8 protein-coding genes and 3 tRNA genes are annotated in these 13,290 nt (G+C 68.0%); 7 read left to right on the forward strand and 4 right to left on the reverse strand.

Annotated elements, in window-relative coordinates; translation table 11 throughout:
- Positions 1 to 7 precede the first annotated feature (7 nt).
- Both dnaG and ACH492_RS21550 read left to right on the forward strand, forming a co-directional pair.
- Complete coding sequence (gene dnaG / locus ACH492_RS21545) at positions 8 to 1,906, forward strand: DNA primase (protein ID WP_398988846.1); 1,899 nt, start codon at positions 8 to 10, stop codon at positions 1,904 to 1,906.
- Positions 1,907 to 2,001: 95 nt separating this feature from the next.
- A complete protein-coding gene (locus ACH492_RS21550; protein WP_398988848.1) occupies positions 2,002 to 3,261 on the forward strand; it encodes an RNA polymerase sigma factor in 1,260 nt (419 codons plus the stop codon).
- 292 nt (positions 3,262 to 3,553) lie between these two features.
- On the opposite strand, the gene ACH492_RS21555 is transcribed toward ACH492_RS21550, so the two are convergent.
- The 4 genes from ACH492_RS21555 to ACH492_RS21570 form a co-directional block, all read right to left on the reverse strand.
- Positions 3,554 to 5,512: an ABC transporter ATP-binding protein gene (locus ACH492_RS21555; RefSeq protein WP_398988850.1), complete on the reverse strand. Its 1,959-nt coding sequence runs from the start codon at positions 5,510 to 5,512 to the stop codon at positions 3,554 to 3,556.
- On the reverse strand, positions 5,509 to 7,242 hold the full coding sequence (locus ACH492_RS21560; protein ID WP_398988852.1) for an ABC transporter ATP-binding protein: 1,734 nt from the start codon (positions 7,240 to 7,242) through the stop codon (positions 5,509 to 5,511). The genes ACH492_RS21555 and ACH492_RS21560 overlap by 4 nt, the downstream gene beginning before the upstream one ends.
- A 91-nt stretch (positions 7,243 to 7,333) precedes the next feature.
- A complete protein-coding gene (locus ACH492_RS21565; RefSeq protein ID WP_398988854.1) occupies positions 7,334 to 8,779 on the reverse strand; it encodes an FGGY family carbohydrate kinase in 1,446 nt (481 codons plus the stop codon).
- 67 nt (positions 8,780 to 8,846) lie between these two features.
- On the reverse strand, positions 8,847 to 9,146 hold the full coding sequence (locus ACH492_RS21570) for a YtxH domain-containing protein (protein WP_307663661.1): 300 nt from the start codon (positions 9,144 to 9,146) through the stop codon (positions 8,847 to 8,849).
- Positions 9,147 to 9,319: 173 nt separating this feature from the next.
- Here ACH492_RS21570 and ACH492_RS21575 point away from each other — a divergent pair.
- The 5 genes from ACH492_RS21575 to ACH492_RS21595 all read left to right on the forward strand — a co-directional run bounded on the left by ACH492_RS21575 (position 9,320) and on the right by ACH492_RS21595 (position 13,243).
- Positions 9,320 to 9,392: transfer RNA gene (locus ACH492_RS21575), tRNA-Asn, on the forward strand.
- A gap of 5 nt (positions 9,393 to 9,397) precedes the next feature.
- Positions 9,398 to 9,470 (forward strand) — tRNA-Asn (locus ACH492_RS21580).
- Between the two features lie 189 nt (positions 9,471 to 9,659).
- Positions 9,660 to 9,733: transfer RNA gene (locus ACH492_RS21585), tRNA-Ile, on the forward strand.
- 1,022 nt (positions 9,734 to 10,755) lie between these two features.
- Entirely contained in the window at positions 10,756 to 11,442 is a 687-nt protein-coding gene (locus tag ACH492_RS21590) for an urease subunit gamma (RefSeq protein ID WP_398988856.1), read from the forward strand.
- The gene (locus ACH492_RS21595; RefSeq protein WP_398988858.1) at positions 11,426 to 13,243 is read left to right on the forward strand and encodes an urease subunit alpha; all 1,818 of its coding nucleotides are present in this window, start codon (positions 11,426 to 11,428) and stop codon (positions 13,241 to 13,243) included. The genes ACH492_RS21590 and ACH492_RS21595 overlap by 17 nt, the downstream gene beginning before the upstream one ends.
- The last annotated feature ends 47 nt before the right edge of the window (positions 13,244 to 13,290 follow it).

Consider the following 13,290-nt stretch of genomic DNA (forward strand, 5'->3'; position numbering starts at 1 on the left):
TCCGCGTGTGGCAGGCAGGATCAACGATGACGACGTGAAGGCGGTCCGGGACGCGGTCCCGATCGACGCCGTCGTTTCCGAGTACCTCCAGCTGCGCAACGCCGGCGGCGGAAACCTCAAGGGGCTCTGCCCCTTCCACGACGAGAAGTCCCCCTCCTTCCAGGTCAGCCCGAGCAAGGGTCTCTTCCACTGCTTCGGCTGCCAGGAAGGCGGCGACACCATCGCCTTCGTGATGAAGATCGACCATCTCTCCTTCTCCGAGACGGTCGAGCGCCTCGCCGCGACGGCGGGCATCACCCTGCGCTACGAGGAGGGCGGGTACAACCCCACCCACCAGCGGGGTGAGCGCATCCGCCTGGTCGAGGCGCACAAGGTCGCCGCGCAGTTCTACATCGAGCAGCTGGAGACCGGCTCCGAGGCCGAGACGGGCCGCAAGTTCCTCGCCGAGCGCGGCTTCGACCAGGCCGCCGCCCAGCACTTCAGCGTCGGCTACAGCCCGCAGGGCTGGGACCACCTCACCCGCTTTCTGCGCGGAAAGGGCTTCAGCGACAAGGAGCTGATCCTCTCCGGCCTCTCCCAGGACGGCCGCCGCGGCCCCATCGACCGCTTCCGCGGCCGGCTGATGTGGCCGATCCGCGACATCTCGGGCGATGTCGTCGGCTTCGGGGCACGCAAGCTGTACGAGAGCGACAACGGGCCGAAGTATCTCAACACCCCTGAGACGGGCATCTACAAGAAGTCCCAGGTCTTGTACGGTATCGACCTGGCGAAGAAGGACATCGCCAAGGTCAGCCGGGCCGTGGTCGTCGAGGGCTACACGGATGTGATGGCGTGCCATCTGGCCGGGGTCACGACTGCCATCGCCACCTGTGGCACCGCCTTCGGTGGCGATCACATCAAGATCCTCCGCAGGCTGCTGATGGACAACGGCAGCGCCCGGGTGATCTTCACCTTCGACGGCGACGCGGCCGGTCAGAAGGCCGCGCTGCGTGCCTTCGAGGACGATCAGAAGTTCGCCGCAGAGACGTACATCGCCATCGCTCCTGATGGAATGGACCCCTGCGAGCTGCGCCTCGCCAAGGGCGACGATGCGGTCGCCGAGCTGGTCGAACCCCGCACTCCCCTCTTCGAGTTCGCGCTGCGCCAGATTGTTGCCCGCTACGACCTCGAAACGCCCGCGGGCCGCGCGGCCGCACTCGACGAGGCGGCGCCCATCGTCGCCCGCATCAAGAACAGTGGCGCGCAGCACGAGGTCTCCGTGCAGCTCGCGGGCATGCTCGGCATCCTGGACACGCAGTTCGTGGTCAAGCGCGTTGCGCAGCTGGCCCGCTGGGCGCGCGATCGCGGCGGCAAGGGGCCAGCGCCCACGCCTTCCCGCCTTACTCGGTCGTACGAGCCGGTGCAAGCCCCCAGCGGCCCGGCCCTCAACCTCCGTAACCGGATTCACCGAGCCGAACGGGAGCTGCTGAAACTCGCTCTCCAGCGGCCCGAACTGGTCTCCCCGACCTTCGATGCCTACGGCATCGACGAGTTCACCGCCCCGCCCTATGCTGCCGTTCGCCAGGCGATCCTGGATGCGGGCGGTGTCGAATGGGGCATAGAAGACGTCCCCGGGTACCTCACCCGGGTCCGTGACGCTGCCCCCGATGACCGCGTCCGCGTACTGGTCACCGAACTCGCAGTCGAGCCCATTCATCGGCGCACGGTCGACGAGGGCTACGCCGACACATTGCTGGTCGACGTCCGCGTGAGCGCCGTCGACCGTCGCTGCATCGAGCTGAACAGCACCCTCACCCGCCTCAGCCCGCAAAGCGACCCGGAGCGGTACGCAGCGCTGCAGAAGGAGTTGTTCGTACTCCAGCAGTACGCCCAGTCCCTGCGCAACCAGGGCGCGGACGCCCTCTAGCCCCGCTTGGGTAACCGCCCGGTCACGCACTGGACTCAAAAAGTAGCCGCACGCCCCTCGTGGCGGTGATGTGTCGTACCCCACACTGGGGTGCGGTGCCTGAGTCCCCGGAGCGCGGCCGGTCCACCCACAGTGGGCCTCTCACCCCCGCGGATCCGTTCATCGTGTACGGGACGGAAAGCGGCCCGGCCGCCTCCGTCCCGCTGCCGCACGCCCCCGAACCGGCAGCGATCACCCTGGAGGTCGCCCCCGTGCAGACCCAGACCCTGACCGAGACCGATGCTGTCGCGGCCGTCTCCGCGCAGGTTCCCGCGCAGAGCCGGGCCGTACATCACCCCGAGACCGCGACCGTTCCCGAAGCGGTCCCGGAGACCCTCGTCGAGGATCCAGTGGAAGTGCCCGAGCCTCCGGAACGACGGGTCGGCCGCATCGACAGCGGCGGGCCCTCATCCGACCTGTTCCGTCAGTATCTGCGGGAGATCGGCAGAATTCCGCTGCTCACGGCCGTCGAGGAGGTCGAACTGGCGCGGCGCGTCGAAGCCGGTCTGTTCGCCGAGGAGCGGCTCGGCAAGACCCCCGACATCGACGACTCCCAACTCGCCGTCGACCTCGACAAGTTGGTGGTCATGGGCCGGATGGCGAAGCGCCGGCTGATCGAGGCAAATCTCCGGCTCGTCGTCTCCGTCGCCAAGCGCTACGTAGGCCGCGGGCTGACCATGCTCGACCTCGTCCAGGAGGGAAACCTGGGCCTGATCAGGGCGGTCGAGAAATTCGACTACGCCCGCGGCTACAAGTTCTCGACGTACGCGACCTGGTGGATCCGCCAGGCCATGTCCCGGGCCCTCGCGGACCAGGCACGCACCATCCGCGTCCCGGTCCATGTCGTCGAGCTGATCAACCGGGTCGTCCGGGTCCAGCGCCGGATGCTCCAGGAGCGCGGCTACGAACCCACCCCCGAGGAGGTCGCCGTCCAGCTGGACCTGCCGTCGGAGCGGGTCAGCGAGGTGCTGCGGCTGGCTCAGGAGCCGGTCTCCCTGCACGCGCCGGTGGGGGAGGAGGACGATGTCGCCCTCGGGGACCTCATCGAGGACGGCGACGCGGCGTCGCCCGTCGAGTCGGCCGCCTTCCTGCTGCTGCGTGAGCACCTCGAGGCGGTGCTCTCCACCCTCGGCGAGCGCGAACGCAAGGTCGTCCAGCTGCGCTACGGGCTGGTCGACGGGAGGCCGCGGACGCTCGAAGAGATAGGCCGGATCTTCGGCGTGACGCGTGAACGCATCCGCCAGATCGAGTCCAAGACCCTCAACAAGCTGCGCGACCACGCCTTCGCGGACCAGCTCCGCGGCTACCTGGACTGACACCGGGGCTCCGCCCCGGACCCGCTCCTCAAGGTCCCCCCAGACTTCGTCCGGGGGCCCCACGAGGCTTGGATTTTCCGCCGGTCGGCCTGAGAATTCAGGCCGACCGGCGAAAATCAAGCCCGTCCGGCGATTGAGGACAACGCCCGAAGGGCGTACCGGGCCTGGGGGCCCGCCCCCAGTTCGGGAAGTGGCGGTCCCCCGCGCCCGCCAGGGCGTAGGGGGAGGGTCGGGGCTGCTCCGATTTCGCGGCTCCGCCGCGTGGGCCCGCCGCAGGCGTACCGCCCCCGACCTACTCCACCTCCACCACCGCCTGTGCGAACTGCGCCGCGTACAGCCGCGCATACGCACCCTCCGCCGCCAACAGCCCCTCATGCGTGCCCTGTTCGACAATCGCGCCGCTCTCCATCACCAGGATCACATCCGCGTCCCGGATGGTGGAGAGCCGGTGCGCGATGACAAAGCTCGTACGCCCGTGGGCCAGGCGCGCCATCGCCTTCTGGATGAGCACCTCGGTACGGGTGTCGACCGAGCTCGTCGCCTCGTCGAGCACCAGGATCACCGGGTCGGACAGGAACGCCCTCGCGATGGTGATCAGCTGCTTCTCGCCCGCGCTCACCCCCGCCCCCTCGTCGTCGATCACCGTGTCGTAGCCGTCGGGGAGCGTACGGATGAATCGGTCGGCGTGCGCCGCGCGCGCCGCCTCCTCGATCTCCTCCCGCGTCACCTGTCGGGACGCTCCGTACGCGATGTTGTCCGCGATCGTGCCGCCGAACAGCCAGGTGTCCTGGAGCACCATCCCTATGCCGGAGCGCAGTTCCTCCCGCGACATCTTCGCGATGTCCACGCCGTCCAGGCTGATCCGGCCGCCCGTGACCTCGTAGAACCGCATCAGCAGATTCACCAGCGTCGTCTTGCCCGCACCCGTCGGGCCGACGATCGCGACCGTATGACCCGGCTCCACGCTCAGCGACAGATCCTCGATCAGCGGCTTCTCCGGGTCGTACTGGAAGGCGACCTTCTCCAGCGAGACCTGCCCCAGCGGCTGTCCCGGCCGCCCGGCCGTGGCCGAGGACGAGGACCAGGCCGAGGCCGAGAACGACGGAGCGTCGGCCTCCTGCTCGTCCGCGTCCAGCAGCTCGAAGATCCGCTCGGCCGACGCGACGCCCGACTGCACGAGGTTCGCCATCGAGGCGACCTGCGTCAGCGGCATCGAGAACTGCCGGGAGTACTGGATGAACGCCTGCACATCGCCGATGGACAGCGCACCGGACGCGACCCGCAGTCCGCCGACGACTGCCACCAGCACATAGTTGAGGTTCGAGACGAAGAACATCAGCGGCTGCATCACCCCGCTGTTGAACTGGGCCCTGAAACCCGCCTCGTACAGCTCCTCGTTCTGGTCGGCGAAGGCCCGGGCCGACTCGTTCTGTCGCCCGAAGACCTTCACCAGCGCATGGCCGGTGTACATCTCCTCGATGTGGGCGTTGAGTTTGCCGGTGGTCTTCCACTGCTGCACGAAGTGCGGCTGCGAACGCTTGCCGACCTTCGTCGCCACGAAGACCGACACCGGCACCGTCACCAGCGCGACCAGCGCGAGCAGCGGCGAGATCCAGAACATCATCGCCAGCACGCCCACGATGGTCAGCAGCGAGTTGATCAGCTGCCCCATGCTCTGCTGCAGCGTCTGCGAGATGTTGTCGATGTCGTTCGTCGCCCGGCTGAGCACCTCGCCGCGCTTGGCCCGGTCGAAGTACGACAGCGGCAGCCGCGACAGCTTCGCCTGCACGTCCTCCCGCATCCGGAACACGGTCCGGTTGATCACCCGGATCGACAGCCGCGTCGCCACCAGCATCAGCAGACCCGCGGCCAGATACACCACCAGCGCCACCAGCAGCACATGGCTCACGGCGGTGAAGTCGATGCCGTCGCCGGGCGTGAAGTCCACGCCGGACAGCATGTCGGCGAGCCCGCCCTGGTCCTTGTCCCGCAGGTCGGCGACCTCCTGCTCCTTGCTGGTCCCCGCTGGCATCTCCCGGCCGACGACCCCCGCGAAGACCAGGTCGGTCGCCTGCCCCAGTATCTTCGGCCCGACCACCGCGAACGCGACGCTCAGCACACCCGCCGCGAGCATCACCCACAGCGTCGCCCGCTCCGGCGCGAGCTGCCGCAGCAGCCGCTTGCCCGACCCCTTGAAGTCCATGGACCGCTCGACCGGTCCCATCATCATCCGTCCGCCCGGCCCGCTCATGCGGCCTCAGCCTCCGTCAGCTGCGAGAGCACGATCTCTCGGTAGGTCTCATTGCTCTCCATCAGCTCGTGATGGCTGCCGGTCCCCACGACCTGCCCCTCGTCCAGGACCACGATGCGGTCGGCGTCGCGGATGGTCGACACCCGCTGGGCGACTATGACCACCGTCGCCTCGGCGGTCTCGCGCGCCAGCGCCCCGCGCAGCGCCGCGTCCGTCGCGTAGTCCAGTGCCGAGAAGGAGTCGTCGAAGAGGTAGATCTCGGGCCGCTGCACCAGGGTCCTGGCGATCGCGAGGCGCTGGCGCTGCCCGCCGGAGACATTGGTGCCGCCCTGCGCGATCGGCGCGTTCAGCCCGCCTTCAAGATTCCGTACGAAGTCGTCGGCCTGCGCGACTTCCAGCGCCTGCCACAACTCGTCGTCGCTCGCGCCGGGCTTTCCGTACCGAAGATTCGTGGCCACCGTCCCGGAGAAGAGATACGGCTTCTGCGGTACGAGCCCCACCGTCCTCGCCATCAGCGCCGGATCGAGCTCACGCACATCCACCCCGTCGACGAGCACCTCGCCGCCCGTCACATCGAACAGCCGCGGTACGAGCCCCAGCAGCGTCGACTTCCCGCTGCCTGTCGACCCGATGATCGCGGTCGTCTCGCCGGGCCGCGCCACCAGATCGACGCTGCGCAGCACCGACTCCTCGGCCCCCGGGTAGCGGAACTCCACGTCCCGCACCTCCAGATGCCCGTGGCCGCGCAGCTGCCGTACGGGCGCGGACGGCGGCACCACGCTCGAATCCGTCGCCAGCACCTCCTCGATCCGCTCGGCACAGACCTCGGCGCGCGGCACCTGCATGAACATGAAGGTGGCCATCATCACGGCCATCACGATCTGCATCAGATACGCGAGGAACGCGGTCAGCGCGCCGATCTGGATCGCGCCGCTGTCGACGCGGTGTGCGCCGAACCAGATGACGGCGATGGACGACACATTCACCACCGTCATGACGGTCGGGAACATCAGCGCCATCAGCCGGCCGGTGGACAGGGACACATCGGTCAGCTCCGTGTTGGCCCCGCGGAACCGCTCCTTCTCGTACTCGTCGCGTACGAAGGCGCGGATGACGCGGTTGCCCGTGATCTGCTCCCGCAGCACCCGGTTCACCGTGTCGAGACGTTCCTGCATGGTCCGGAACAGCGGCCGCATCTTCTTGACTATCAGCGACACCGCGATGCCGAGCAACGGCACCACCGCGAGCAGCACCGCCGACAGCGGCACATCCTGGCCGAGCGCCATGATGATGCCGCCGACGCACATGATCGGCGCCGACACCATCAGCGTGAACGCCATCAGGACCAGCATCTGCACCTGCTGGACGTCATTGGTCGTACGGGTGATCAGCGACGGCGACCCGAAGTGCCCGACCTCGCGCGCGGAGAAGCTCTGCACCCGGTCGAAGACGGCGGCCCGGACATCACGCCCGAGAGCGGAGGCGGTTCGTGCGCCGTAGAAGACCGCTCCGATGTTGCAGACCACCTGGACGACGCTCACGGCGATCATGACCGCGCCGACCCGGAGGATGTAGCCCGTGTCCCCCTTCACGACACCGTTGTCGATGATGTCCGCGTTGAGGGTGGGCAGATAGAGGGTGGCGCTGGTCTGCAGCAGTTGGAGCGCCACCAGTAAGGCGATGGGTTTCTGGTACGGACTGAGGTACGTCCGTAGAAGTCGTATCAGCACGCGCTGTCTCTCGGAGTCGGCAAGATCGAGGGGTCACCCCATCTTGCGACACTCCGCCCCGGTAACCTCAAGGGATTAATTCAAGGCAGGGTCAAGATGTCGGGTTGAACGCCCCGGGGTGGATCTGATCCCGCGTCGCGCCGTACTGCTGGCGCACCGCCTGACCCACCGCGCGTTCCTCGCCCGGCTCAAAAACCTGAGCCGATGCACCCTGCCAGGCCGGCGGAGCGGCCGGCGACAGCGTCCCCTGCGAGACCCCGAGCGCCCACGCGGCCTGCCGGGCCGCGCCCAGCGCCGCGTAGTCGGCGGGCTGCGGCACGACGACCTGTGCCCCGAAGATCGCGGGCGCCGCGGTCTGTACGGCGGGCAGCTCGGCGGCGCCACCCAGCAGAAATACCCTGCACACCTCGACCCCGCGCCCGCGCAGCACGTCCATGGCGTCCGCGAGCGAGCAGAGCATGCCCTCGAAGGCGGCCCGCGCCAGATGCTCGGGCTTCATCGACTCGCGGCGCAGACCGCTCAGCGTCCCGGCGGTGTGCGGCAGTTGCGGAGTGCGCTCGCCCTCCAGATACGGCAGCATCACAAGCCCGGACGAACCGGGCGTCGACTTCATGGCCAGCGCGGAGAGCTCGTCGAGACCCTCGAGGCCCAGCAGCTCGGCCGTGCCGCGCAGCGCCCGTACGGCATTGAGCGTGTGCACCACCGGCAGATGCATCCCGGTCGCATCGGCGAACGACGTAATCATCCCGCCCGGATCGGCCAGTGCCTGGTGGTGCACGGCCATCACGGAGCCAGAGGCCCCCAGCGACACCACCGCGTCGCCGACCCCGACACCCAGCCCGAAGGCCGCCGCCATCGTCTCGCCGGTGCCGGCGGAGATCAGCAGCCCCTCGGGCGTCGTACCCGCGGCATCCGCCGGACCGAGCACCTCGGGCAGCGCGCACTGGTGCCCGAGCGCCAGCTCCACCAGGTCGGGCCGGTACGAGCCGGTGCCCGCCGACCAGAAACCGGTGCCGGAAGCGCCGCCGCGGTCCGTGGTCCTGCGGGCCGGCCGGCCGAGCAGCTGCCACACCAGCCAGTCGTGCGGCTGCATGACGGACGCGACTTGCTGCGCCGCCTCGGGCTCGGAGCGCGCCATCCAGCGCAGCTTCGCCACCGGCTGCGCGGACTGCGGCACCGAACCGACGGCCTCGGCCCAGGCCTGCCGCCCGCCGAGCGCGTCGATCAGATCCGCCGCGGCGGCCTGCGCACGCTTGTCATTGCCGAGCAGCGCGGGACGTACGAGATTGCCCTGCCGGTCCAGCGTCAGCAGACCGTGCTGCTGCGCGGAGACGCCGATGGCCTGCACGCCTTCGAGCAGCCCGCCGGCCGCGGCCTCGCCGAGCGAGAGCAGCCATACCTGCGGGTCGATCTCGATGGCCTTCGCCTCGACGGGGTGCGGCGCGTACCCCTGGCGCAGCACGGCACCCGTGTCCGCGTCACAGACGACGATGCGCGTGAATGCAGACGAGCTGTCCAAGCCGGCGACTATCCCCATGTCTGAAGATTCTGCCGCACGCGGGGAGGTACCACGTCACATGCCGCCGGTTAATTACTGCCGGTGATCAGGTATTACTGGTGCCCCAGTCGTCCTCGCCGCTCGCGCTCCGCTCCCGCAGGGACCGCACCCGCTCGGCCACCGAGTCGGGCACCCGGTCCCCGACCTTCTCGCTCACCGCGTGGAAAGCCTTGCCCGCGACCTCGCGGCTGTTGTGCGCCGCGGACTCCGCGGCATTGCGCACGGCAGGATTCTGGGAGATCTCGCGCACGGACTTCTTGAGCTGCTCGTAGCGCTCGCGCCCGGCTCGCGTGCCGATCACGTAGCCGAGGGCCAGTCCGGCGAGGAACGTGAGCTTGTACCGCATGGCTGCCACCCTTCCCTTGCGTCGGTGCTCGCCGCCTACCCGGTCAGGCCCGTGATCACCCGGGGCCTTACCGATTGGCGGAGCACCCCCCTGCTTGCGCTAATGTATGTGTCGCGGCGAGCGCACGCCCCCCGGGAGACCCGGGGTAGGTACGTTCGGTGCACACGCAGCAATCCCCTGTAGCTCAATTGGCAGAGCAGCCGGCTGTTAACCGGCAGGTTACTGGTTCGAGTCCAGTCGGGGGAGCGCGATCCCCTGTAGCTCAATTGGCAGAGCATTCGGCTGTTAACCGGAGGGTTGCTGGTTCGAGTCCAGCCGGGGGAGCAGATACCGGAAGAGGGCCCCGTGGGGGTCCTTTTTCGTGTCCTGGACTACTTCGGGACGGCTCCTGGAACCGGGCAGGGGGCAGCGCAGTCCTCATGATTGTGCGTTGCCGACCATCCGAGGCAGGAGATCGTATGAGCGGCTATGCTGCGGCAGACGGCGCGCACATTTGTGCGCGACGCGCCGTTAGGGGCGGTAGCTCAGCCGGTTAGAGCAGCGGACTCATAATCCGTCGGCCGTGGGTTCGAGTCCCACCCGCCCCACCGCGCGCTACGCGTGCAGAAACGATCTGACTAGCGACTTTGCTGGTTGGTCGGGTGGCCGAGAGGTCGGAGCCACCCCAATCGATCATGGTTTCATGATCGGCAGGACGGAATTCGGGACGCTGATTTCGTGGCAAACCAGGCATCCGGTGCAGGTCGTGCTTTTGGGGCTGTGGGGCAGGGTGCCGATGCGTCGTCCCGGGTGGGAAGCGGTCCGGTGCGGGCAAGGTTCAGTGACGTTGGCGCCGTGGCGGCTCACATTGCTCATCAGCCGCGAGAGGCGTACGGGACCCTTCGAGGAGCAAATTGGTCAGGGTGCACGAGGCCTTCGTGCACAGCCTGACGGTCGCGCAGAACGTACGGTCGTCGGCCGCCGGCGAGTGCAGCGTCCCGTGGGCGGTACGGATCCGCTCGATCATCTCTGAACTGCCAAGGCTCGCTTGCTCCCGCGCCTCCACCAGTTCCTCGAATCCGACGTCGGCGGCGCCGCCGATCAATTATCCGGGCGCCTGGCGGCAGCAGGGCCCGGTGAAAGATGTTGGGCACGGAGTGGGACGGCGGGCTGGGCAGCTCCAAGCCAACGGCGGCAGCACGCGAGCGGAGACCCCGTCGAAGTCGCGTCGAGGGGCGCGGCGACCTCCGCCATCCGGGCCCCACTTCCGCGGGTGCCTGGAACGCATCGTCCGAGTTCCGACCGCCAGGCTCGTTCCTCGCTGACGCGGCGGGCCTGGGCGGGCGGTGACTTCGGCGACTTCCATTTCAGGGCCGAGGCGGGCCGCATCCACCAGGGCAATTGCGGCAGGGGCCCGCAGGGGTGTCATGAAGACCTCCGGCGTGTGCGCCCATCCTGCACGTCCTGACCATATTTCACTCCATTAGGGGGATAGGGAAGGGTTTCTCCCTCTTCTTACTCATATTGCCTTCGATGATCAACCTGCGGCCTCCGGCGGACCAGCACGCATCACGCTGCCCTCGTGAATCTTCGCCGCCCAGGTAAAGCGATGAGTAGGAAGGGGGACTGTATGCACCTGACTCCGCATGAGCAGGAACGACTGCTGGTCCATGTCGCCGCGGATGTTGCCCAGCGGCGCCGTGAGCGGGGGCTGCTGCTGAACTATCCCGAGGTCATGGCGCTGTTGACGGCGCACGTGTACGAGGAGGCCCGGACCGGTGCGACGGTGGACTCGGTCATGGAGTCCGGCCGCCGGGTGCTGAAGCGCAGCGAAGTTATGGAAGGCGTCCCGGAGATGATCGCCAACGTGCAGGTCGAGGCGACGTTCCCGGACGGGACGAAGCTGGTGACCATTCACGATCCGTTCGACGAGGCGGCCGAGGACGTGGATGTCCATCCGGGCAAGCTGGAGCTTCGTCCGGACGACGAGGATTCCGCGGTGGAGTTCAACGAGGGCCAACAGCCCGTGGAACTGCTCGTGAGCAACCCGTCGGACCGCCCGATCCAGATCGGCTCGCACTATCACTTCGCCGAGGTCAACGAAGGTCTCCTCAAGGTCAACGAAGGTCTCTGCTTCGACCGGAAGGCGGCACACGGCATGCGGCTGCACATCGCCTCGGGTACGTCGGAGCGATTCGAGCCCGGTGAGAAGGAGCGCACCGTGCGGCTGGTGCCTATCGCGGGGGACCGCATCGTCAGGGGACTTCAGGCCGGGAAGAGCGAAAAGGATGTGCACCTCGATGCGCGGCGTGACTGAGTATGCGAGCCCTCTGAAGCGGTCCACGTACGCCGAGCTCTACGGCCCGACAACCGGCGACCGGGTCCGGCTCGCCGACAGCAACCTCGTCGTCAGGATCGATGCGGACTGGAGTGGCGGGCCCGGTCGCAGCGGCGACGAGATGATCTTCGGCGGCGGCAAGGTGATCCGCGAGTCGATGGGCCAGTCGCACATTCCACGGGACGATCCCCGGACGCCGGTGGACACAGTGATCACCGGCGCACTCATCCTGGACCACTGGGCCGTGGTGAAGGCCGACATCGGTCTGCGCGACGGCCGGATCCATGCGATCGGCAAGGCGTACAACCCCGAGACGATGTCACCGAAGCCCAACAACCACGTACATGCATCGGACTTCGTCGTCGGGCCCGAGACGGAGGTGATCTCTGGCAACGGACGGATCCTGACCGCGGGCGGCGTCGACACCCACGTCCACTTCTTGTGCCCTGAGCAGATCCACGAAGCACTCGCGTCGGGTGTGACCACGCTGATCGGCGGCGGCACCGGCCCCGCCGAGGGCAGTACGGCCACCACCGTGACGCCCGGCAAGTGGCACATCCAGCGGGCGTTCGAGGCACTGGACCCCTATCCGGTCAACATCGGTCTGCTCGCCAAGGGCAGCACGGTGTCACAGAAGGCGCTGCGCGACCAGGTCGCCGCCGGCGCCCTCGGCTTCAAGATCCACGAGGACTGGGGTGCCACGCCTGCGGTGATCGACGCGGCGCTGAGGGTGTGCGACGAGACCGGCGTCCAGGTCGCCCTGCACGCCGACTCGCTGAACGAGTCCGGGTTCGTGCAGCACACCCTCGCCGCTACCAAGGACGGTAAGGGGAAGTACCGCAGCCTGCACGTCTTCCACGTCGAAGGTGCCGGCGGCGGTCACGCACCCGACATGATCAGCCTGGTGGGCGAGGCGAGCGTGCTGCCCGCGTCGACCAATCCGACCCGGCCTCTGACGGTCAACACCGTCAAAGAGCACATCGACATGATGATCGTCTGCCACCACCTCAACCCCGAGATCGACGCGGACAAGGCGTTCGCCGACTCGCGGATCCGGCCCTCCACCATGGCCGCCGAGGACCTGCTGCACGACATGGGCGCCATCTCGATGATGTCCTCCGACGCGCAGGCCATGGGGCGCATCGGCGAGATGGTCATGCGGACCTGGCAGACCGCCCACGTCATGAAGTCCCGCTACGGACACCTCCGCGAGGACGACGCCGAGGCGGACAACTACCGCGCCCGGCGCTACGTCGCCAAGTACACGATCAACCCGGCCATCACCCACGGAATCGACGACGAGGTCGGCTCCGTCGAGGCAGGCAAACTCGCGGACCTGGTGCTGTGGGAACCGAAGTTCTTCGGCGTGAAGCCGCACATGGTCATCAAGGGCGGCCAGATCGCGTACGCGCAGATCGGTGACGCCAACGCGTCCATTCCGACGCCCCAGCCGTTCCTGCCGCGCCCAGTGTGGGGGTTCAGCGGCCGCTCCCCGAAGAGCAACTCCTTCAACTTCGTTTCGGAGCAGGCCGTCGACGGCGAGCTGTCCCAGATCGGCCTGCTCAAACCGCTGCGCGCGATCAAGTCCACACGCCAGGTCACCAAAGCCGACATGGTGCACAACAACGGCCAGCCGAAGATCGTCATCGACCCCGACACCTTCGACGTCACCATCGGCGGCGCCACCACCTCCGACGTACGCACCACGGTGGACGGGCAACAGATCGCACGGCACTACGCCACCGAACTGCCCATGACCCAACGGTACTTCCTGTTCTGACCCCTGTTGTCGCCCGGCCACTCCTTCTCGCCGGGCCGCCTGTCCCC

It is taken from the genome of Streptomyces sp. NPDC019443, from assembly GCF_044389785.1.
In the GTDB taxonomy this organism is placed as follows: domain Bacteria; phylum Actinomycetota; class Actinomycetes; order Streptomycetales; family Streptomycetaceae; genus Streptomyces.

Excerpts from the sequence above, each read along its gene's own strand:
- ACH492_RS21555 (WP_398988850.1), bottom strand. The coding sequence starts at position 5,512 with ATGAGCGGGCCGGGCGGACGGATGATGATGGGACCGGTCGAGCGGTCC.
- ACH492_RS21565 (WP_398988854.1), bottom strand. The coding sequence starts at position 8,779 with ATGGGGATAGTCGCCGGCTTGGACAGCTCGTCTGCATTCACGCGCATC.
- ACH492_RS21570 (WP_307663661.1), bottom strand. The coding sequence starts at position 9,146 with ATGCGGTACAAGCTCACGTTCCTCGCCGGACTGGCCCTCGGCTACGTG.
- ACH492_RS21590 (WP_398988856.1), top strand. The coding sequence starts at position 10,756 with ATGCACCTGACTCCGCATGAGCAGGAACGACTGCTGGTCCATGTCGCC.
- ACH492_RS21595 (WP_398988858.1), top strand. The coding sequence starts at position 11,426 with ATGCGCGGCGTGACTGAGTATGCGAGCCCTCTGAAGCGGTCCACGTAC.